The 22,573-nt window shown below is 41.0% G+C and carries 23 protein-coding genes; 14 read left to right on the top strand and 9 right to left on the bottom strand.

Annotation, left to right across the window (positions count from 1 at the left end; all coding sequences use genetic code 11):
- Window positions 1-50 precede the first annotated feature (50 nt).
- From rpsG to NMG88_RS05380, 6 genes are all read right to left on the bottom strand, one after another.
- Complete coding sequence (rpsG, locus tag NMG88_RS05355; protein ID WP_026786432.1) at window positions 51-521, bottom strand: 30S ribosomal protein S7; 471 nt, start codon at window positions 519-521, stop codon at window positions 51-53.
- Window positions 522-653: 132 nt separating this feature from the next.
- On the bottom strand, window positions 654-1,004 hold the full coding sequence (rpsL, locus tag NMG88_RS05360) for a 30S ribosomal protein S12 (protein ID WP_227351462.1): 351 nt from the start codon (window positions 1,002-1,004) through the stop codon (window positions 654-656).
- Window positions 889-1,143: a hypothetical protein gene (locus tag NMG88_RS05365; protein WP_227351544.1), complete on the bottom strand. Its 255-nt coding sequence runs from the start codon at window positions 1,141-1,143 to the stop codon at window positions 889-891. The genes rpsL and NMG88_RS05365 overlap by 116 nt, the downstream gene beginning before the upstream one ends.
- Window positions 1,144-1,248: 105 nt before the next feature.
- Window positions 1,249-1,581 (bottom strand): HesB/IscA family protein, encoded by a 333-nt coding sequence (locus NMG88_RS05370; protein WP_227350218.1) that lies wholly within the window; start codon window positions 1,579-1,581, stop codon window positions 1,249-1,251.
- Window positions 1,582-1,648: 67 nt separating this feature from the next.
- A complete protein-coding gene (locus tag NMG88_RS05375; RefSeq protein WP_026786429.1) occupies window positions 1,649-2,065 on the bottom strand; it encodes a cupin domain-containing protein in 417 nt (138 codons plus the stop codon).
- Between the two features lie 167 nt (window positions 2,066-2,232).
- Window positions 2,233-4,248, bottom strand: a complete 2,016-nt coding sequence (locus tag NMG88_RS05380; protein ID WP_227381823.1) for a phosphodiester glycosidase family protein — start codon at window positions 4,246-4,248, stop codon at window positions 2,233-2,235.
- Window positions 4,249-4,456: 208 nt separating this feature from the next.
- Here NMG88_RS05380 and NMG88_RS05385 point away from each other — a divergent pair, with 208 nt between their 5' ends.
- Together NMG88_RS05385 and NMG88_RS05390 are read left to right on the top strand one after the other, a co-directional pair.
- Complete coding sequence (locus tag NMG88_RS05385) at window positions 4,457-9,238, top strand: glutamate synthase-related protein (RefSeq protein WP_254035187.1); 4,782 nt, start codon at window positions 4,457-4,459, stop codon at window positions 9,236-9,238.
- A gap of 92 nt (window positions 9,239-9,330) precedes the next feature.
- Window positions 9,331-10,608: a hypothetical protein gene (locus tag NMG88_RS05390; protein ID WP_254035188.1), complete on the top strand. Its 1,278-nt coding sequence runs from the start codon at window positions 9,331-9,333 to the stop codon at window positions 10,606-10,608.
- Between the two features lie 32 nt (window positions 10,609-10,640).
- Here the strand turns inward: NMG88_RS05390 and NMG88_RS05395 are convergent, their stop codons facing one another.
- Genes NMG88_RS05395 through NMG88_RS05405 form a run of 3 tightly spaced genes read right to left on the bottom strand, consistent with a single transcriptional unit; the run spans window position 10,641 to window position 11,578 of the window.
- Entirely contained in the window at window positions 10,641-11,051 is a 411-nt protein-coding gene (locus NMG88_RS05395) for a type II toxin-antitoxin system VapC family toxin (protein WP_026794188.1), read from the bottom strand.
- A complete protein-coding gene (locus NMG88_RS05400; RefSeq protein WP_026794189.1) occupies window positions 11,048-11,314 on the bottom strand; it encodes a hypothetical protein in 267 nt (88 codons plus the stop codon). The genes NMG88_RS05395 and NMG88_RS05400 overlap by 4 nt, the downstream gene beginning before the upstream one ends.
- Window positions 11,315-11,338: 24 nt before the next feature.
- Entirely contained in the window at window positions 11,339-11,578 is a 240-nt protein-coding gene (locus tag NMG88_RS05405; protein WP_042152468.1) for a DUF433 domain-containing protein, read from the bottom strand.
- A gap of 259 nt (window positions 11,579-11,837) precedes the next feature.
- On the opposite strand from NMG88_RS05405, the gene glcD reads away from it, so the two are divergent.
- The 12 genes from glcD (at window position 11,838) to atpA (ending at window position 22,483) form a co-directional block, all read left to right on the top strand.
- The gene (gene glcD / locus NMG88_RS05410; RefSeq protein WP_235751135.1) at window positions 11,838-13,313 is read left to right on the top strand and encodes a glycolate oxidase subunit GlcD; all 1,476 of its coding nucleotides are present in this window, start codon (window positions 11,838-11,840) and stop codon (window positions 13,311-13,313) included.
- Between the two features lie 28 nt (window positions 13,314-13,341).
- A complete protein-coding gene (locus tag NMG88_RS05415) occupies window positions 13,342-13,998 on the top strand; it encodes a DUF1295 domain-containing protein (RefSeq protein WP_042152470.1) in 657 nt (218 codons plus the stop codon).
- 89 nt (window positions 13,999-14,087) lie between these two features.
- The gene (locus NMG88_RS05420) at window positions 14,088-14,672 is read left to right on the top strand and encodes a Uma2 family endonuclease (protein ID WP_254035189.1); all 585 of its coding nucleotides are present in this window, start codon (window positions 14,088-14,090) and stop codon (window positions 14,670-14,672) included.
- A gap of 53 nt (window positions 14,673-14,725) precedes the next feature.
- Complete coding sequence (locus NMG88_RS05425; protein ID WP_254035190.1) at window positions 14,726-15,115, top strand: Uma2 family endonuclease; 390 nt, start codon at window positions 14,726-14,728, stop codon at window positions 15,113-15,115.
- Window positions 15,116-15,316: 201 nt separating this feature from the next.
- The gene (locus NMG88_RS05430; RefSeq protein ID WP_254035191.1) at window positions 15,317-17,125 is read left to right on the top strand and encodes a proline--tRNA ligase; all 1,809 of its coding nucleotides are present in this window, start codon (window positions 15,317-15,319) and stop codon (window positions 17,123-17,125) included.
- Between the two features lie 197 nt (window positions 17,126-17,322).
- A complete protein-coding gene (locus NMG88_RS05435) occupies window positions 17,323-17,778 on the top strand; it encodes an ATP synthase subunit I (RefSeq protein ID WP_227350224.1) in 456 nt (151 codons plus the stop codon).
- A gap of 48 nt (window positions 17,779-17,826) precedes the next feature.
- Window positions 17,827-18,585 (top strand): F0F1 ATP synthase subunit A, encoded by a 759-nt coding sequence (atpB, locus tag NMG88_RS05440; RefSeq protein WP_026786421.1) that lies wholly within the window; start codon window positions 17,827-17,829, stop codon window positions 18,583-18,585.
- A 266-nt stretch (window positions 18,586-18,851) separates the two neighbouring features.
- A complete protein-coding gene (gene atpE / locus NMG88_RS05445; protein ID WP_026786419.1) occupies window positions 18,852-19,097 on the top strand; it encodes an ATP synthase F0 subunit C in 246 nt (81 codons plus the stop codon).
- Window positions 19,098-19,190: 93 nt separating this feature from the next.
- Window positions 19,191-19,676 carry a F0F1 ATP synthase subunit B' gene (locus NMG88_RS05450; RefSeq protein ID WP_254035806.1) on the top strand — a complete coding sequence of 162 codons (486 nt, stop codon included), beginning with the start codon at window positions 19,191-19,193 and terminating at the stop codon, window positions 19,674-19,676.
- Between the two features lie 145 nt (window positions 19,677-19,821).
- The gene (locus tag NMG88_RS05455) at window positions 19,822-20,346 is read left to right on the top strand and encodes a F0F1 ATP synthase subunit B (protein WP_042152480.1); all 525 of its coding nucleotides are present in this window, start codon (window positions 19,822-19,824) and stop codon (window positions 20,344-20,346) included.
- A 2-nt stretch (window positions 20,347-20,348) separates the two neighbouring features.
- The gene (atpH, locus tag NMG88_RS05460; protein WP_026794196.1) at window positions 20,349-20,894 is read left to right on the top strand and encodes an ATP synthase F1 subunit delta; all 546 of its coding nucleotides are present in this window, start codon (window positions 20,349-20,351) and stop codon (window positions 20,892-20,894) included.
- A gap of 71 nt (window positions 20,895-20,965) precedes the next feature.
- Window positions 20,966-22,483, top strand: coding sequence for a F0F1 ATP synthase subunit alpha (atpA, locus tag NMG88_RS05465; protein WP_042152484.1), 1,518 nt, complete (start codon window positions 20,966-20,968; stop codon window positions 22,481-22,483).
- The last annotated feature ends 90 nt before the right edge of the window (window positions 22,484-22,573 follow it).

Here is a 22,573-nt window from a genome sequence, read left to right on the forward strand (position 1 = left end):
ACCTTTATTAAGATTTTATACGTTTACGGATATCACTGCTATCCATTTTTTTAGTACCGATAATGGGCAAAGGCTTTATTTGCTTCTGCCATCCGGTGAGTTTCTTCCCGTTTACGAACTGCACTTCCAGTTTCGTTAGCGGCATCCATCAGTTCATTTGCCAACCGCACGGACATAGAACGTCCGGTTCTGGCTCTAGCATATTGAATTAACCAACGGAGGGCTAAAGCTGTTCCTCTTTCTGAGCGAACTTCCATGGGAACCTGATAGGTTGCACCACCCACCCGCCGGGCTTTGACTTCCACGAGGGGAGTCGCATTCCGAATGGCTTTTTCAAATACCTCAAGAGGCTCAGAACCCGTTCTTTCTTCGATGGTTTTGAGCGCCTGATAAATGATCCGGTAGGCGATAGATTTCTTTCCATGTTTCATGATGCGACGTACCATCATGCTAATTAAGCGACTGTTATAGACCGGATCAACTGGGATCGGACGCTTCTGAACAACTCTGCGACGAGACATATTGTATCTTCCTTAACACAATAGATAATTTAAGATTTTCAGCGATGGGGACAAGTCACGAAAGGCTTAATGTTGTTAGTCTTGCTCCAACAACACCACCACAACTTTTAACTTAGCCCTGACTCAAAGCTCTTACTTAGGACGCTTGGCGCCATACTTCGAGCGCCCTTGACGACGATCTTTGACTCCCGCCGTATCTAATGTTCCGCGAATAATGTGATATCGAACTCCAGGCAAATCTTTCACCCGACCGCCTCGAATCATTACTACGGAGTGTTCTTGCAAGTTGTGACCAATACCCGGAATATATGCTGTCACTTCATAGCCAGAGGTTAGCCGCACCCTTGCCACCTTACGCAGCGCGGAATTAGGTTTTTTGGGGGTGGTTGTATAAACCCTTGTGCAGACTCCCCGCCGTTGAGGGCAACTCTTTAGGGCGGGCGATTTTGTTTTCTTCTGAGTCTGTTCCCGTGCAGAACGAATTAGTTGCTGGATAGTGGGCATGAGTTACGACATACTGAAATAATTCGGCAATTTGAAGTTTTGAGGTATCTCCACTGAAATATCCCTCCCCTACCTGGGGACGGGACTTTCTTTCAAAAGTATGGTCAGATGTTGACACCCAAAAGATCATAATAACCTAGATCACCAGTTTTTGCAAATAGGTAATGGGTAGTGGGTTTTGGGTAATGGGTTTTGGGTAATGGGTTTTGGGTAATTGAATATGTTATTGGGATTTTGCGACAAAGGAATGACCGCAGCTACAGCTTTGGGTGGTGTTGGGGTTTTGGAAGCGAAACCCACCTCCCATTAAGTCTTCAGAATAGTCAATCGTTAAGTTTTCTAGGTACTTTAAATTTTCCAGCTCAACTACAATTTTAATCTGATCAGACTGATAAACTATATCGCTCGACTGCTGGGTTTCATCAAATCCCATTGTATAAGACCAGTCGCAACAGCCGCCCTTTTGTATCCCAAGACGAAAGGATAGATGAGGATTATTTTGCTTGGACTTGAGGCGGAGTACCTCACGAGTGGCTGCTGGACTCAGAGAAATCATGAAACACCTACTCACAGAAACGTTAATCTATTTTTAGATTACCGGAAATATGGGTTTTTGGTGCGCTTTAAGCGGGGGTACGAGCATAGTCATCTTGGAATCGGATAATATCATCCTCTCCCAAATATTCCCCGTTCTGGACTTCAATTAAAATCAGAGGAATCACACCGGGATTTTCCAAACGGTGGGAAGTACATTGAGGAACATAGGTGGACTGGTTAGAGAATAAAACTTCTTCACTGTCTCCACAAACTACTTTAGCGGTTCCGGCTACCACAATCCAGTGTTCACTTCGATGGTGGTGCATCTGTAAACTCAACCGATGACCGGGTTTGACTTCAATACGTTTAATTTTATATCCTGGCCCTTCTTCCAAGGTTGTAAATGAACCCCAAGGTCTCAATTCCGTGGGAGTATTACCGATACTGGGGATATTCTCGGTGGAAGCTTTAGAATTTGCCACACTTTCCTTGACTGCTACCATAATCTTATTTCCTTATCAAAGATTTTACCTAAATTAAATTTGGTATTAAAACTGGGGTGGTATTCATAAACCTTTGGATAGCTCTTGTTCGTTCTCCAGAATACTCCCCACAACTACCTGAGTAAATAAACCTGGCTTGCTATGATCCATGATAATCTGATTTAACCCTAATGATCTGTGATCGCAATTCCTAAACCGTTATGAACAGGTGCTACGGTTGAGAAAGGACGGTCTAAATAATATCCTCCGAGATAGAGACTGGTGGAACTTCCTCCATCTAAATTGAGGGCGGTTAGGGCTCCTAATTTTTGCAATATTTGAGCGAGTTCTGCTAGACTTGGGCCGGAACCATTGGGACGGTTATGGACAGCTACCAGGAGTAAGGTATTATTATTAGTAATAGCGATCGCACTCCGAATGGCTTTTTGTTGTTGAAAGGCGGGATTAAATCGTTCTTTGGCGGCATCTAAAACAATTTGACGATTTTGAATTAATAACGGCCCAGCCCCTAAAATATTAGGATAATTTTGATATTCATTGGGTTCGGTTTGGCTGTTTAATTGTAAACGAGTTCCGACGGGTAATAAGTTTAATAATTCAGGACGACCTCGAATAACTAATAAATAACCCTGCGTCGGAATATTAATAACAGATGATTCTGGTTTATTCGGTTTAATATAACGGATAATTTGGTTATTTTCAACTACAATAATATGTTCTTGCTGGTTAATCGGGCTATAGGATTTTCCCCAATCGGAATTATAACGAGAAATTCCGGCTTCAACATAAGCACTATTAAGATATTGTAGAGGGAAAGTTTGACCCGACGCTGTAGTTAAGGTTTCTTTTAAGATTAAACGATTCATTATAATAGGTTTACCCTTTTCCCAAGCAATGACTCCTCGATTTAAAATTGGACTCGATAACCAATTATTATTTAAGCGAATTGCTCCTAATGGTAGCTGATTATTGCGATTAAAAAAACCGCCATTAATGGCTATGGGAACTTGTGCTTGTTTTGCTATATCTAATAAGGTTGAAGTGCCCTGACGAGCATGAGGATTACTTAAAATTGGAGTTAGGTTAATTTCGGGTTGATTGATATTAATTTCTAACCAATATACTGGAAATTGATCAACTGAGGATTCAGAAGGTTTGAAAATTTGATTCAGTAAAGATCCTAAAGATGCCTCATTTTTTGGGATTTTAATATAGTCCTGTCTCCATCTAATTCCGGGTTGCCATAAAATATTTTTGGGGGTGAGAAAATCCGGTTTAATCTCAATAATTAAACGATAGGGAGAGTTTAAGGTAGTTACCACCGGACGCCAACCGGGAGGAAGACTAAATTTAACTTGAGTTTGATTATTTTGAGATTCTAATTGTAGATTAGTATAATTAGGATTTTGCGGACTTAAATTTGGGTTTTTGCTCAGAATATTAGGCTTAAAAAATTCTGGACTATCGGATAATAATTTAGGGGTAATATTAGCTTCTAAAATTAAATTCCAATCTTGTAAAATCGGAGTAACAGGTTGAGAGGAATTAGTTTTATTTCGGGTGGTGGGATCATCCGTTAGGGGTGGATAAGGTGGCGAGGGAGTAGAAGGCGATCGCTTTTTGATTTCTGGGTTAGGTTGTTGCCAAATAGTTGGTTTATCGAGTTCAATAATAATTTTTTGAGGTAAAAAAGTAGAATTGCTTTGAGGTAAATTACTGGCTACAGATAAAGATTCAATCCGCAAAGATTGAATAGCAGAAGGAGGAATAGTAATTTTTAGGTTGCTTCCCTCCGGTTTAATTTGCCATTGGGAGGATTCGGCAAAATTCGATAAATCCAAATAGCGATAGGGATTAATATATTCCGCCGATAAATTAGATTCAGAAGAAAACCATTGAATCGGCTGTTGGGAACTATTATTGGTATCAAGGAGATTAATACCCAGATTCTGCATTAATCCGATATCACTAATTTTAACAGCAATTCTTGAGTTACGATTAGATTGATCAATTTGCCAAGGAAGATTAATTAAATTACCATTAATTTCAATTTGGCTTCCTTGTTTTTTGCTTGGATTTGTTTGAGATTCGGCGAGGGTAGAAATGGGCAAAACACTTAACCCCAAAATACTTAACAATAAAATAATCTTTTTCGGTTGGTGAATTAAATTAAAATTTGGCATATTACCATCCTAATAATTAGTCCATATTGATGACGGTTACTAACCAACCATCTATCCTAAACAATCTGATATGTCAACAGATCTTGAATTTTCACCCCTACCCTGAGCCAATTAGGTGTATGCTAGTCAGACTAGGGTTTTTGAACCCGATGTCAATTTTGGTTAAAATTCAATCGCTTCAAGCATCCTCACTCAATATAATCAAGATATGGATAACACTAGAGTTAATCACAACCCAGAACAAAACCATCAACAAGATTGCATAGTAGGAAATATGGGCTACCCCTATTCCGGTCAACCTTGGTTAGTGGAAGAAAGAGACGCCTGCGGGGTGGGATTTATCGCTAACCCGTCCGGGGGTGCTAATCATTCTATTATTCAAAAAGCCTTACCTGCTTTAACCTGTTTAGAACATCGGGGCGGCTGTAGCGCCGACCAGGACTCCGGGGATGGGGCGGGGATCATGACCGCAATTCCTTGGGAATTATTAGCCCCTTGGTTTGCTGAACGAAATATTGATATTCTCCAAGAGCCAGAGTTTAAATTTGGGGTGGGGATGGTATTTTTACCCCAAGATGCTGATTTAGCGATTAAAGCCCGCGAAATTATTGAAACTGACCTCAAACAAGAAGAATTAGTTATTATCGGTTGGCGAGAAGTCCCGGTTAAACCGGAAGTCCTGGGAGTACAGGCGCGGGAAAATCAACCCCGCATCGAACAAGTTATGGTTTATTCGGCTAAGGGAAATACCGGGGATGATCTTGACCGACAACTGTTTTTAGCCCGTCGATCTTCCGGGGTAGCCTTGAAACAAGATGGGTTAGTCTGGGGTGAGGATATTTATATTTGTTCCTTCTCCTGCCGTACTATTGTCTATAAAGGTATGGTGCGATCGGCGATCCTGGGAGAATTTTATTTAGATTTAGTTAACCCCGACTATAAGAGCAATTTCGCAGTTTACCATCGACGCTTCAGTACCAATACCATGCCGCGCTGGCCCTTGGCTCAACCGATGCGACTATTGGGACATAATGGGGAAATTAATACGCTGTTGGGGAATATTAACTGGATGCGGGCGCGGGAAAATGTGTTAGCCCATCCGGTTTGGGGCGATCGCTTAAAAACCCTAATTCCCTTTGTGGATGCTACCAATAGCGACTCGGCTAATTTAGATAATTGTCTGGAGTTGCTAGTGAGAACTGGGCGCTGTCCCTTAGAAGCGCTGATGATTATGGTTCCCGAAGCCTATCAAAACCAGCCTAACCTGAAAGATTTACCCGAAATTACGGATTTTTACGAATATTATAGCGGTATCCAAGAACCTTGGGACGGCCCAGCTTTATTGGTCTTCAGTGATGGTAAACAAATTGGGGCCTGTTTGGATCGTAATGGCCTGCGTCCCGCCCGCTATTGTATCACCAAAGATGGCGTGATCATGGTTTCCTCCGAAGCCGGGGTGGTGGATATTCCCGAAGACCAAATTCAGGAAAAAGGCCGTTTAGGGCCAGGACAAATGATTGCGGTGGATTTGAGTACCCATGAAGTTCTGAAAAATTGGCAGATCAAACAACGGGTCGCCCATGAACACCCCTATCGCTCCTGGTTAGAACAATATCGCCAGGAGGCGGAACCCCAGGCTTTTATTGGTGAAAAACAATTAGCACCGGATACCCTCCTCCAACAGCAAACCGCCTTTGGCTATGGGGCGGAGGATGTGGATATCCAAATTTCCGATATGGCGAGTACGGCCAAGGAAGCGACGTTTTGTATGGGGGATGATACGCCCCTAGCGGTGCTTTCGGATAAACCTCAGTTGTTGTATAACTACTTTAAACAACGATTTGCTCAGGTTACAAACCCACCGATTGATCCGTTGCGAGAACGGATTGTCATGTCCCTCTCCATGCAGTTAGGGAAACGGGGGAATTTGTTAGACCTGAAACCCGAAGACGCCCGACTGTATAAAATTAACTCCCCCCTGCTGAATGAGGCGGAGTTAGAAGCCTTACGTCAGTCGGATTTTCCGGGGATCACCCTTTCTACCCTCTATGGTTTGGAAGGAGGGCCGAATGGTGCGACGATCGCCCTGACCCGGCTCTGTGAAAAAGCCGCCGAAGCGGTGGATCAGGGCAAAGAAATTATTATTCTGTCCGATCGCGGATTAACGGCCGAACAGACCTATATTCCGCCCTTGTTAGCTGTGGGAGCAGTTCACCATTATTTAATTAAAATCGGCAAACGGTTACAAGCCTCCCTGGTGGTGGAAACGGCCCAATCTTGGAGTACCCATCATTTTGCCTGTTTAGTCGGTTACGGGGCTTCGGCAATTTGTCCCTATATGGCCTTAGAAACCGTGCGTCATTGGTGGTCTAGTCCCCTAATTCAGAACAATCTGTCGAAGGGCAAAATTCTCCCGATGACCATGGAAGATGCCCAGAAAAACTATCGCCAAGCCGTGGAAGATGGGTTACTCAAGATTTTATCGAAGATGGGAATTTCTCTGTTATCTTCCTATCGTGGGGCGCAAATCTTTGAAGCTATTGGGATTGGGGAAGATTTACTGGAAATGGGTTTCCGGGGTACGGTGTCTCGCGTTGGGGGTTTAAGCATTTCTGAGTTAAGCCAGGAGGTTTATCAATTCCATGCTAAGGCGTTTCCCCTAGAGGCGAAAAAGTTAGAAAACTTCGGGTTTGTCAATGCCATGAAGCGGGGAGAATATCACTTAAACAACCCCGAAATGACAAAATTGCTACATCAGGCCGTTCGTTCTGGCCCAGTAGAGACGAGCCACGGCGCGTCTCCAGATGGTGCTGAAGCACAACAACGGGTAGATGGTGCTAAAGCACAACAACAAGCACAACAACGGGTAGATGGTGCTAAAGCACAACAACAAGCACAACAACAGGCAGAACAACGGTTTGATTTGTACGAACTGTATCGTCAATTTGTGGAAAACCGCCCAGCCACGGCTTTGCGGGATTTGTTGGACTTTAATAGCGATCGCAATTCCATCCCATTAGAAGAAGTAGAAACAGTTGAAGAAATTGTCAAACGCTTCTGTACCGGGGGGATGTCCCTGGGGGCTCTATCTCCCGAAGCCCATGAGGTCTTGGCGATCGCCATGAACCGTTTGGGCGGAAAATCCAACTCCGGCGAAGGTGGGGAAGATCCCGCCCGCTACAAGATTTTTAACGATGTTGATGAACATGGGATTTCGGCCGGACGTCCCCATTTAAAAGGACTCCAAAACGGAGATAGCGCTAGTTCAGCAATTAAACAGGTGGCGTCGGGACGGTTTGGCGTTACCCCCGAATACCTGATGAATGCTCAGTCCATTGAAATCAAAGTCGCTCAAGGGGCCAAACCAGGGGAAGGGGGACAACTTCCAGGGAAGAAAGTTAGCGAATATATTGCTATGTTGCGACGGTCTAAACCGGGCGTCACCCTAATTTCCCCTCCTCCTCACCATGATATTTATTCCATTGAAGACCTAGCCCAATTAATCTTTGACCTGCACCAAATTAACCCGAAAGCGACGGTTTCGGTCAAATTAGTCGCAGAAGTCGGAATTGGAACCATTGCCGCCGGGGTTGCTAAGGCTAACGCCGACTATATCCAAATTTCCGGCCATGACGGGGGGACTGGCGCCTCTCCCCTAACTTCAATTAAACACGCCGGAAGTCCTTGGGAATTGGGGTTAACGGAAGTCCATCGGGTGTTGATGGGGAATAAACTCCGCGACCGGGTGCGGTTGCGGGTAGATGGTGGTTTCAAAAGTGGCTGGGATGTGGTGATGGGAGCCTTAATGGGGGCCGAGGAATTCGGCTTTGGAACCATTGCTATGATTGCAGAAGGCTGTATTATGGCCCGAATTTGCCATACAAATAACTGTCCCGTGGGGGTGACATCTCAACAAGAACGTTTGCGACAACGTTTCCCAGGAACTCCGGGCCATGTTGTGAACTTCTTCTATTTTGTGGCTGAAGAAGTCCGCCATATTCTAGCGCGGTTGGGATATCGGAAATTAGTCGATTTAATTGGACGGTCTGACCTGCTAAAACGTCGGGATGGGGTGAATGTGGCTAAGACCCAACACTTGAATTTAGAGGTCTTTACCCAAGCGCCTGTAACCAGCGATCGCAACTGGTTAAACCATGAACCCATCCATAGTAACGGCCCGGTCTTGGATGATGTGTTATTAGAAGATGCGGAAATTGCCACCGCTATTCAAAACCAGGGGACGGTAACGAAATCTCTGCGGATCGTGAATACTGACCGGACGGTGGGGACGCGCATTGCTGGGAAAATCGCCTCTATCTATGGAAATAGTGGCTTTGCTGGACAAATTAACCTGAATTTTACAGGTGCAGCAGGTCAGAGTTTTGGCGCTTTCAACCTCCCCGGTATGCAGTTAACCCTAACGGGGGAAGCGAATGATTATGTCGGGAAGGGGATGCACGGGGGGGAGATTATTATTAAACCCCCGGCGGCTGTTACTTATAACCCTTCTGAGAATGTGATTATCGGGAATACCTGTTTATATGGGGCCACGGGGGGAACTTTATACGCCTACGGAAAAGCCGGAGAACGATTTGCGGTAAGGAATTCCTTGGGTAAAGCTGTTATTGAGGGCGCTGGCGACCACTGTTGTGAATATATGACCGGGGGTGTGGTTGTGGTTCTCGGTAAAGTTGGCCGAAATGTTGGCGCCGGACAGACCGGAGGTTTAGGTTATTTCCTCGATGAAGATGGAGATTTCCCCGAAATGGTGAACCCGGAAATCGTTAAAATTCAACGGGTATCTACACCTGCTGGGGAACAACAGTTACGCGAGTTAATTCAACAACACGCTGAACACACGGTCAGCGAGAAGGCTAAAACTATTCTGGCGAACTGGTCGGAGTATTTACCCAAGTTCTGGCAAGTTGTTCCTCCTTCGGAAAAAGATAGTCCGGAAGCGTCGGTCGCGGTCGTGGCGGTTGCCATGTAGGATAGGAAATTCTAAGACTTAACCCCTCAACCCTCTTCCCAAATTGGGGAGGGGGTTAATTATATTAATATTCATCACGACGGAGTTAAGCTATGACTACTGATGACAATAAACCTTCCAGCTTGTTTGATAAAGTAACAGTTTTTTTGTCGGGCAATAATTTTTTTAGTGAAATACTTAAAGTTTCTGGAATACTTTACTTTTTTGGTTTCATTATTACTCGTAGCCATTTATTGAATTATGGCATAACTGAAATAACTTTACTACAAACTAAATATATTAGTGTAGGGTTATTTTTTATCATTAATGTAGCTATAGTTTGGCTACCTTTTATTATCCAAACAATCAATGAGATCGAAGAAGAAAAACAGAATGAAAAAATAACTCAATCTCCTTCTTTTTTAATATCTTCTTTGATTTTATTTGTTTGTATAATAATTGCTTTACTTGATAGTATAACAATTCCTAAACATATATTTATAATAGCCACATTGTTTTTTGGCTCATTATCGTTAATAGAAATAATTATTCTATTTAACAAAATGATTATTGAATTTAAAGACAAAGTTAACATAATAATTATTCAATTTCGAGAAAAACCAATTATTTTATTGAACAAACCGGTTATACTCAATAAAAAAATGATTGGATTCCCCAAATCAATGCTATTTATCATCCAAATAATAACAAGTATCTTAATAACTCATGTATTTTTATATTTATCATTAACAACAAGTTACATCAAAAGAATTTATATAACGCCGGATTATTTATTAAATTTATTATTTAATGGATACAGTAAATTCACACTCAAAACCTACATCGATGATTATTATTTTTCATTAACACATTTTTTTCTAGGCTGGTATTTACCATTGTTGATTATAGGAGCTTCATTATATTTTTTAATTTCAAAGAAAGTTAATACTGATTCAAAAACTATTTTATTTGTACAAGCGAGATACTGGTTAATTACAACAATCACAATATTAACTCTATTTAATATTAAAGAATACTCTTATAATATTTATCCTGTAATTCCAGCTAATTTAGGAGGTGGAAATCCAACAATTGTAGAATTAATTTTATCTCAAAATGGAAATACTAATTTTAAAGAGTATCTGAAACAAATTGAGCTGCTTAAAGATAGCGACCAATTAAAATTAAAAAAATTAAATTCTGTTTTCTTAATAGCCCAAACTGATAAATATTATTATATTTCTCCTTGTGCTGAACTTATAAAAAAATATGAAGATGAAAAACCCAATAAGAGGTTAAAAGAAATACTAGACAGCTTTGAAAATTTGCCTGATTCTTGTAAGACTATTCAAATCAAAGAAGAGGATGTTACAAGCATTATTTACAAATAAATATTATGCTTTAATTGAATTTTGGCTTAAGTTTAACTAGCAAAAAAAATAACTTTTATTTCTGTTACTCGATGTAATGGTTTAGTTGTCTTTTCTGTAGTAATAAATTCATCAGCATTTACTGAAATAGCAGCCGCAACCTGTAAAGCATCTAAAGCATTTAATCCATATTTTGCGGCTAATTCTTCTGCTAAATTGACAATGGTATCTAAATCATTAGCCCAAATAGCACAACCAGCAAAAAAAGTTTCATAGAAATTAACTTCGTCTTGCTGTTTATGATATTTAGCTTTTGTTAAAATTTCTAATCTGACAAAATAGCTAGAACAAAATTGTCGCTGTTTACTATCTAAAATTGAGTTAGCTTTTAAGGATACTATATCAGTCCCCCTAGCCGCAGCAATTAAAACTCCCGAATCCAAATAAGTTAGAATAATTGTCATTTATTTTTACTTCTAATTTCATCTAACTCAGCTTCGATATCATCCAAATCTAATAATTTAGTATTGGGATCTTTAATTATTTTTTGTCTGATTTCCCAAAGATTTTTACCTAATTGTGTCTGGGGTTTGTAAAGAGATTCAGTAGTTTCAGATAATTTTTCTTCTGGCTTTTCTGGGTCAATAGCATCTATAAAAGCTAAAACTCTTTCTTGATCTTCTAATTTTAATTTTTGCCATTTATTGAGTAGTAATTGTTCATTCATTTTGTTTTTTCCATTAAATCCAATTCAAAGTTTTTGCTGCCATGAAGTGTTAGCTTGTGTTGTTAGTTTGCGGGAGGCATACAAAAGAGATGCTTTCAAATCATCTGCTTCGAGATCAGGCATTTCTTCTAATATATCTTCAGCAGTTAGTCCAGCCGCAAACAAGTCTAACACATCGGATACCCGAATTCTCATCCCTCGAATACAGGGACGACCACCACATTGCCTAGGATTGATTGTGATTCTTTCTACCAGGGTTGACATTCAAAACGGCTCCATAATCGCTTTTTTCTAGTATACACTCTTTAATATGCACTCTTATTTTAGGAATTACAGTTTGAATAAAAATCCTATAGCTCTATTATATCCTTGATTTAGTTATTCTATATAAAAACTATTTTTGTCTTCCATACTGGCAAAAAATTTATAACCAATTAAAATAAATGCTTAAAATAAATGATAAAAATATTCCTCAAAAACGATATAATATAAACCATCCCTAATTCTCCTAATTGTTATTCCTATGGTCGCTACCCAATCAAAAGCAACCCGAAACTGGCAACCCTTAATTCCACAATTTGAGGCTATTGTTGGGAAAAAAGGCGTGATTCAACGTCGAGAAGAATTACTGGTTTATGAATGTGATGGACTGACCAGTTATCGTCAACGCCCCGCATTAGTGGTACTCCCCAAAACCACCGAAGAAATGGCAGAAGTTGTTAAAATTTGCGATCGCAATTTGATTCCTTGGGTCGCTAGAGGGGCGGGAACTGGACTTTCTGGCGGTGCTTTACCCGTAGAAGATTGTGTTTTAATTGTCACCGCTTTAATGCGAAAAATCCTAAATATTGACTTAGAAAATCAGCGCGTAGTTGTCCAACCAGGAGTAATTAATAATTGGGTAACACAAGCAGTTAGTGGGGCAGGTTTTTATTATGCTCCTGACCCTTCTAGTCAAATTATTTGTTCTATTGGGGGAAATGTTGCCGAAAATTCTGGCGGCGTTCATTGTTTAAAATATGGGGTGACAACTAACCATATTCTAGGGCTAAAAATCGTCACTCCCGATGGTGATATTGTCGATATTGGTGGCAATATTCCCGAAATGCCGGGATATGATTTAACCGGATTATTTGTCGGTTCAGAAGGGACGTTAGGCATTGCCACTGAAATCACATTAAGAATTTTAAAAACACCGGAATCAATTTGTGTCTTATTAGCAGATTTTACCAATTTAGAATCGGCTGGATCTGCGGTTTCTGATATTATTAGTTCTGGGATTATTCCTGGGGGTATGGAAATTATGGATAACCTCAGTATTAATGCCGTTGAAGATGTGGTAAAAATTGGTTTATATCCTCGGGATGCGGGGGCAATTCTATTAGTGGAGTTAGATGGTTTACAGGTAGAAGTCGATACGAATAAACAACGGGTTAGTGAAATTTGTATCAACAATGGGGCGAGAAATATTACCACTGCTAGTAATGCAGAAGATCGGTTAAAAATTTGGAAAGGACGCAAAGCAGCTTTCGCCGCGGCAGGTCATGTCAGTCCTGATTATTATGTTCAAGATGGCGTAATTCCCCGGACAAAAATGGCTTATGTTCTCAAAGAAATTGAAGTCCTGGGAGAAAAATATGGCTATCGGATTGCTAATGTCTTTCATGCAGGGGATGGTAATTTACATCCTTTAATTTTATATGATAATTCCGTTCCAGGTGCATTAGAAACCGTTGAAGAAATTGGCGGCGAAATTCTTAAAATATGTGTGGAAGTGGGGGGAAGTTTATCGGGAGAACATGGTATTGGTGCGGATAAAAAATGTTATATGCCCCAAATGTTTAACGAAGTTGATTTAGAAACTATGCAATGGGTAAGAACAGTTTTTAACCCTCAAGGTTTAGCCAACCCCGGTAAAATGTTACCCACTCCTCGCACCTGTGGAGAGTCCGCCAAACTGCAAAATATTAAACAGTTTGAAGGTGCAGAAGTATTTTAGTTTATCCTTAAATCTATCATCACAAAACATGGAAAATACAACCCATTCTCCGTTTAAAATGACTCAATTAACTGCCATTAATGTTGCTAAAGCAACAACAATTATTCTACTGATTGGTTTTGCTTTAGTCTTAGGAATTCAGGACTGGCGACAGGTAATATATCTCTGTCTTCACATTAGTTATTGTTTGTGGTGGTTAATTGAACAATGGTTTTATCCTCAACGATCAAAAGCAATTTTCACTGAATCTACAGGAGTAGTAGGATTTATATTAGCTGTAATTATTGTTGGATGTTTATACACTTTACCCGGATATTTAGCTTTTATCAATCCTATTCCAATTTCTTTTATTACCGTTGCTATTGCAATTCCTCTATTTTATTTTGGCAGTTTAATTAATGCGGCGGCAGATGTGCAGAAATTAACAGCAAAACAATATGGTGAGGGGTTAGTTAAAGATAATATTTGGCGATTTTCTCGAAATATCAACTATTTTGGGGATTTACTACGCTATCTAAGTTTTGCAATTGTAGCAGGTTCTCCTTGGGCATATATTGTTCCTGGGTTGATTCTGATTCTTTATTTACAGCGAATTTTTGCTAAAGAAAAAACTATGTCAGAAAAATATCCCAATTATCAAGAATATCAGAATAACTCAACTCGCTTAATTCCATTTATTTGGTAAACTTTGGGTGGGCATAGCCCACTCAACAAAAAATTGCATAAATTTTTAACTTGAATTATAATTAATCATCCTGATTAATATTTAAAATTATGGCGATCGCAACTGTTAAAAAATTTACCATCGAAGACTATCATCGCCTAACTGAATTAGGCTTTTTTCAAGAAAATGATCGAGTTGAACTCATTCGCGGAGAAATCATTGAAATGGCAGCAAAAGAAACTTCCCACTCTGTTTGTGAAACTCGCTTAGAAAGAGAACTATACAAACTCATTGGAGAACGGGCAACCCTAAGAGGACAACAACCTATTATTTTATCATCTTATAGTGAACCGGAACCCGATCGAGTGATTGTTAAAAACCGAGAGGATGACTATTTAAACGGTCATCCCCATACAGAAGATATTCTACTCTTGATTGAAATTTCTGATTCATCTTTAGACTATGATCAAACTACAAAATTATCGGTTTATGCTGAGAATAATATTACCAATTATTGGATCTTTAATTTAGTCGATTTTTGTTTAGAATGTTATTGTCAACCCTATCAAAAATCACAAGGCGAGTTTGGTTATCTTCGTAAACTGATTTATTTACCTACTCAGTCTGTCACCTTACCCTGCTTTCCTGATTTAACTTTAGATTTATCTAAAGTATTTCCGCCCACAATAAATTAATCAGGAATAACAAATAATAACATTAAACCCAGAAATTATTGACCTTTAAAATTATGGCGATCGCAACTGTTAAAAAATTTACCATCGAAGACTATCATCGCCTAACTGAATTAGGCTTTTTTCAAGAAAATGATCGAGTTGAACTCATTCGCGGAGAAATCATTGAAATGGCAGCAAAAGGAAGAATGCACGAAACTTGTCTAAGAAAATTATTACGAGAATTTAGTCATTTAATCAGAGAAAAGGCAACTTTACAATGTCAATCTCCTATTCTATTACTGCCTAATAGTGAGCCCGAACCAGACTTTCCCTATCAAAAATTACAAGGCGAGTTTGGTTATCTTCGTAAACTGATTTATTTACCTAATCAGTCTGTAAACTTACCTTATTTTCCCGATTCAACCTTAGATTTATCTAAAGTATTTCCGCCTAAAACTAATTAGGAGAAATTAAAGAATAATAAAATCCATAAGGTATAGAAAACAAAGATGGATTAATTAGTTTTCTAGGTTTTTAAGCACAGCAATGATCATTCTAATTTCTTAGTGTCTTAGTGCCTTTGTGGTTCCTTAAATTAGATTATACTAATTTAACCCTATTCTGCGATAATAATAAATTAGTCTTTAATTTTAGGAAACATAACAATGCGACTCTCTAAAATGCTATTTGTTACCCTACGCGAAGATCCCAAAGAAGCGGAAATTCCCAGTCATAAACTATTAGTCCGGGCGGGATATATTCGCCGCATTGGGAGTGGAATTTATGCTTATCTTCCCCTGATGTGGAGAGTTTTGCAAAAAATATCTCAAATTGTCCGAGAAGAAATGAACGCCACCGGAGCCCAAGAATGTCTACTTCCCCAAGTCCAACCCGCCGAACTTTGGCGCGAGTCGGGGCGCTGGGATACCTATACCAAAGCTGAGGGAATTATGTTTTCCCTAACTGACCGCCGGAAGCGAGAATTAGCATTAGGGCCAACCCATGAGGAGGTAATTACAACTATTGCTAAAGATATGATCCGTTCCCATCAACAATTACCGATTCATTTATATCAAATTCAAACAAAATTTAGAGATGAAATTCGGCCTCGGTTTGGGTTAATGCGGGGTCGGGAATTTATTATGAAAGATGGTTATTCTTTCCATAGCGATGAAGAAAGTTTGAAGAAAACCTATCGAGATATGGATCAAGCCTATCGTAATATGTTAACCCGTTGTGGGTTACAATATCGAGCCGTAGAAGCTGATTCTGGAGCTATTGGGGGATCAGGTTCTCAAGAGTTTATGGTATTAGCAGAAGCGGGAGAAGATGAAGTTCTCTATACTGAAGATGGCAAATATGCGGCTAATACGGAAAAAGCTACATCCCATCCGGTTGATGCTGAACCTTCTAGCTTTACCGAATATCAAAAGTTAGAAACTCCGAATACGAACACTATTGCCACTTTAGCTAAATTCTTGAACTGTTCTCCGACACAAATTGTTAAAAATGTTCTGTATCAAGTAGTTTATGATAATGGCACAACGGTTTTAGTTTTAATTAGTATTCGGGGCGATCAGGAGGTTAATGAAGTTAAATTACAAAATGAATTAACAAAATTAGCCCCGGAATTTGGCGCAAAAACTATATTATCTTTAACGGTTCCTGATGAAGAAGCTCAGGAAAAATGGAGAACAAAACCTTTGCCTTTAGGCTATATTTCTCCTAAGTTAGAAGATGTTTATATTACCAGTAAAGAACAACTTGAGTCTAAGTTTTTAAGACTGGTGGATCAAACTGCCGTTGAATTAAAGAATTTTGTCACGGGCGCGGATGAGTCAGGATATCACGTTGTTGGGGCAAATTGGGGCAAAGAATTTACCTTACCTAAAACTATTGTAGATCTCAGAAAAGCTCAAAAAGGCGATCGCGCAGTTCATGACCCTGAACAAATTTTACAGAGTGCTAGAGGTATTGAAGTGGGTCATATTTTCCAACTGGGGATTAAATATTCTCAGGCTATGGGAGCAACCTTTAGCAATGAACAGGGGGAAGAATTACCCCTAGTCATGGGATGTTATGGGGTGGGGGTATCTCGGTTAGCCCAATCGGCCGTCGAACAATCCTATGATAAGGATGGGATAATTTGGCCGGTGGCGATCGCACCCTATCAAGTTATTATTGCCATTCCTAATATTACCGACGCTCAACAGGTGGAAATTGCCGAAAAACTCTATACGGAATTAAACCAAGCCGGAATTGAAACCCTCCTCGATGATCGCAATGAACGAGCCGGGGTAAAATTCAAAGACGCTGATTTGATTGGGATTCCCTATCGGATTGTCACGGGACGTTCGATTAAATCGGGTAAAGTGGAACTGGTAGAACGGGCTACTCACAATGCCCAGGAAATTGCCATTGAGGATGTCATTACCACACTTAAACAGAATATTCAAGCTGCATTGGAAAATTAGGCGAGTTGTTGGTTGATGGTTAAGAAAGCCCTGAAGGGCTTACTAGAATTTAGTCAACAGCGATCATTAATTTTGTTTTAAGTTCTGGGAACAGAACATGATATGATTCATTTTGGCTTGCAGAGCGTGTTATACGCTGTGTGCGTGAACTTAGAGAAAGTTATAACTGTTGCTTTCGGATTTCCGATCAATGAGTTGTGGCTGAACTAAAAATTGGTGAACCTGTCCAAGTAGCTATGACAAACGCAGAGGAAACACTAGAATCAGGGTCTAAACTTGCTGTAGAACCCGACACTTCTATGCTGGAGTATGATCAATTGCAACGCCAGTTGTTATTGATGACGATCACAGCTACGGGAGTAATTTTTGTTGCAGTTTGCTGTTTCTATCCTCTGGATGTCGCCCTAAACTATTTAGTTGGGGCGGCAGTAGGCATAATCTACTTGCGAATGCTCGGCAAAGATGTAGAAAAACTAGGTAGGGGCAAGAAAAAACTAAGCCAAAATCGGATCTTGATCCTCGCGGGTGTAATCATTGTAGCCACTCAATTACATCAGCTAAAGATTCTACCGATTTTTTTAGGGTTTCTTACCTACAAAGTAGCTCTCATGTTGTATGTGCTAATCACAGTGTTCACCCCCAAGCCTAAATAAGTAACGCGGAATCCTCCAGTCCTCAATCTGTAGAGGAAGCCTACGGACATGGAAATGCTGACTGTCTTAAACACCTTCAATCCTCTCCCTCTCGCTAGTTTAGAAGTTGGCCAGCACCTTTATTGGGAAGTCGGCGGTGTAAAACTGCATGGTCAGATTTTTCTGACTTCGTGGTTTGTAATCGGTTTGCTGATTACCGTCTCAGTGTTGGCCAGTAGTAACGTGCAGCGAATTCCCAGTGGGATGCAGAATTTTATGGAGTACGTCCTAGAATTCATTCGCAACCTAGCTAAAGATCAAATCGGGGAAAAAGAATATCGTTCTTGGGTTCCCTTCATTGGAACACTGTTCTTATTCATCTTTGCCTCTAACTGGTCAGGTGCTTTAATTCCTTGGAAGGTGATCGAACTGCCTTCAGGTGAATTAGCAGCCCCCACCAGCGATATCAATACTACAGTGGCATTAGCACTGTTAACTTCTTTAGCGTATTTCTACGCCGGAATCAGAAAAAAAGGCCTAGTGGGTTATTTTGCTGATTACGCCCAACCGATGGCGTTTCTCGCTATATTTCGGGTGATTGAAGATTTTACCAAACCCCTCTCCCTGAGTTTCCGTTTGTTTGGTAACATTTTGGCGGATGAACTGGTGGTCGCCGTGTTGGTATTCCTGGTACCCCTGTTTATTCCTCTGCCTCTAATGGTTTTGGGTTTATTCCTAAGTGCCATTCAAGCCCTAATTTTTGCGACACTGGCGGCGAACTATATTGGTGAAGCCCTAGAAGGACATGGCGGAGAACATCACGACTAGGAAAAGAAACAAAGACTTTAAAATTTCTTTTTTTAGGGATTGATTTTTCTAAAATGTGTTGTTGGGTTAAACTTAATCCCCTTTATTGGTAAAATAAAGTTTTGGGAACCCCAATCCATCTAACGAATTTGGCATTTGTAACGGGACAAAGAAGAAAAATATTTTCTTCAAACCTCCTAATTTTATCAATGCTGATCGGGATTGATTTCACTTTGTCTAACTGATTGTTTGTTAACTCTTTTGTATTTAGAAGGAAGAAAATTATCATGAATCCACTAATTGCTGCTGCTTCCGTTGTTGCTGCTGCTTTAGCTATTGGTTTAGGCGCGATTGGCCCTGGAATTGGTCAAGGTATTGCTGCTGGTCAAGCAGTGGAAGGGATTGCTCGTCAACCCGAAGCAGAAGGTAAAATTCGTGGGACTTTACTGTTAAGTTTAGCCTTCATGGAAGCACTGACCATTTATGGTTTAGTCGTTTCTCTGGTATTACTGTTTGCCAACCCCTTCGCCTAAACAGTAATCCAAAACATGGATTTTAGGTTTTAGGTTTCAGATCATCTGAAATCTAAGTCTAAAATCCATCTTGATGAAACTATTCAAGGGACAATAATGCACGGGACAATTCTATTTGCGGTTGAAGAAGCTGCCAAAGAAGGAGGACTTTTTGATCTGGATGCAACCCTGCCTTTAATGGCGGTACAGTTCTTAGTTCTGGCAGTGATTTTGAACCAGGTTTTTTATAAACCATTAGGAAAGGCGATTGATGAACGGGCGGATTATATCCGCGAGAACGAAGTCAACGCCAAAGAACGTCTGGCTAAAGCTGAAAAATTAGCCCTGCAGTATGAATTAGAGTTAGCAGAAACTCGTAAAAAAGCTCAAGCGATCATTGTAAAAGCTCAAGCAGAAGCTCAGAAAATTGCCTCTGGAAAAGTTGGTGAAGCCTTACAAGAAGCGCAAAAATTGAGAGAAATAGCGGCTCAAGAAATTGAGCAGGAAAAACAACAAGCCCTGCAAGCTTTAGAACAACAAGTTGAACCTCTCAGTCGCCAAATTTTAGAAAAATTATTAGGGGCTGAGTTAGTTAGATAATCTTGGCTGCGCTAAAGCTGAAAACAAACTTGTGATCAGCTTGTTAAATTACGAGAAAATTCCCATTTGAAGACAGCCTAGGCTAGATTCTAACACCCGACATCGGAGGTTAAAACTTAAGCCTTGCATTTATGAGAAGAACATCATGGAGACTGTTTTATTACTAGCCACAGAAGCTGGCTCCCGTGGGATTGGTATTAATACCAATATTCTTGAGACCAACCTAATTAACCTAGGCATTCTGATTGTTGTGCTGGTTTACTTTGGGCGCGGCTTTTTAGGAAAAATCCTAAATGAAAGACGCTCTACCATTGAAGAAGCCATTAAAGAAGCTGAACAGCGTCAACAACAAGCGCAAGCGTCTCTAGCAGAACAACAACAGAAATTAACCGTAGCCCAAACCGACGCCCAACGGATTTTAACCGAAGCCGAAGAACGGGCAAAAACGGTTAGAGATTCAATTCTAGCTAAAGCTACCGAAGATGTGGAACGCATGAAAGCAACTGCCAGCGCTGAGTTAGATTCAGATCGGGAACGGGTGATCTCTCAACTGCGTTCTCAGATAGCTACTCAAGCCATTGAACTGGCAGAATCTCAACTCAAACAGCATCTGAATGACAATGTTCAGGAACGCTTAATTGATCAGAGTCTAGCTCTGCTCGGAGGTTGAATATGAGTGCGATCGCCGGACAAATTATTGAGCCTTACGCCTCGGCGTTAATGTCCGTGGCTCAATCAAGAAATTTAACCGAGGAATTCGGTAATGACATTCGCTCATTACTAGAATTACTAGACAATTCCGCAGAATTAAAAACCTTTTTAGGAAGTCCTGTGGTGAAACCCCAGGATAAAAAAGCCATTCTGCAAAGGATCACGGCTGATGAAGTTAATCCCGCATTGCGGAATTTCTTAATGCTGTTAGTGGATCGAGGACGGATTTTATTCCTAGAGGAAATTGCTAAACAGTATTTAGTGTTACTGCGGAAACTGAATCAAACGGTTTTGGCAGAGATTACTTCCGTCTATCCGTTAACAGAGGCACAATTGACTACTCTTTCAGAGAAAGTCAAGGCTATGACCAATGCTCGACAAGTAGAAATTGCCACCACAGTCGATCCGGATCTGTTGGGCGGTGTGATTATTAAAGTTGGATCTCGCGTAGTAGATGCCAGTTTGCGCGGACAACTACGCCGTATTGGGATGAAATTATCCCAATAATTGTTGTGACCCGTCATGATCATGTCGGGGATCTTTTTTTAACTTATAACCTTTAACTACTGACAAGAACAATGGTAGCGATCAGACCTGACGAAATTAGTAGCATTATTCAGCAGCAAATTGAACAGTACGACCAAGATGTTAAAGAAACCAACGTCGGGACTGTTCTGCAAGTCGGTGACGGTATCGCCCGGATTTATGGCTTAGATAAAGCCATGTCTGGGGAACTGTTAGAATTTGCCGATGGTACTATTGGTATTGCTCTGAACCTAGAAGAAGATAACGTCGGTGCAGTATTAATGGGTGAAGGTCGGGAGATCCAAGAGGGTTCCGCCGTCACCGCCACCGGAAGAATTGCTCAAATCCCCGTTGGGGACGCCATGTTAGGCCGAGTTGTTGATGCCTTAGCCCGTCCAATTGATGGTAAAGGCGATCCCAAAACCACTGAAACTCGCTTATTGGAATCCCCAGCCCCTGGGATTATCGAGCGTCGTTCCGTGTGCGAACCCATGCAAACCGGGATCACCGCCATTGACTCCATGATCCCCATCGGTCGGGGTCAACGGGAATTAATTATTGGTGACCGTCAAACCGGAAAAACCTCCATCGCCATTGACACCATCATTAACCAACAGGGCGAAGACGTGATCTGCGTCTATGTTGCTATTGGTCAGAAAGCCTCTACGGTGTCTCAGGTGGTGGCAACCCTAGAAGAAAAAGGCGCGATGGCCTATACCGTCGTTGTAGCTGCTAGTGCTAGTGAATCCGCTACCCTGCAATACCTGGCTCCCTATACTGGGGCAACCATCGCCGAGTATTTCATGTACAAGGGCAAACACACCCTGGTCATCTATGATGACTTATCTAAACAGGCCCAAGCCTACCGTCAAATGTCCCTGTTACTCCGTCGTCCCCCCGGACGGGAAGCCTATCCTGGGGATGTGTTCTATCTCCACTCTCGTTTATTAGAGCGGGCTGCGAAACTGAACGACGAACTCGGCAGTGGCAGTATGACGGCATTACCGATCATCGAAACCCAAGCGGGTGACGTTTCGGCTTACATTCCGACTAACGTGATTTCGATTACCGATGGTCAGATATTCCTCTCCTCGGACTTGTTCAACTCCGGTTTACGTCCGGCGGTGAATGCGGGGATTTCCGTATCGCGGGTGGGTTCAGCAGCCCAAACCAAAGCCATGAAGAAAGTGGCCGGGAAAGTAAAGTTGGAGTTAGCTCAATATGCTGAGTTAGCAGCCTTCTCCCAGTTTGCCTCCGATTTAGACCAAGCCACCCGTAACCAATTGGAACGGGGCAAACGTCTACAAGAACTGTTAAAACAGTCCCAAAATTCTCCCCTGCAATTATTTGAACAGGTGGCGGTAATTTATGCTGGAATTAACGGTTATCTCGATGAAGTTCCCGTTGAAAAAATCGTTGCCTTTGCCCTCGGACTGCGGGAATATCTGAAAAATAGTAAACCCAAATATGTCGAAATCGTTCAAGGCAAAAAACTCCTTGATGATGAAGCTGAAGGTCTGCTGAAAGAAGGGATCAATGAATTCAAACAAACCTTTTTAGTCTCGGCTTAATCAGCTAACAGATATCATTTATCAGTGAAAGAGTTAAGGGTGATCAGTGAAAAGTTAAAATACTGTTCACTGTTGACTCTTTAACTGTTG

Source organism: Planktothrix agardhii, assembly GCF_904830935.1.
Classification (GTDB): Bacteria; Cyanobacteriota; Cyanobacteriia; order Cyanobacteriales; family Microcoleaceae; genus Planktothrix; species Planktothrix agardhii.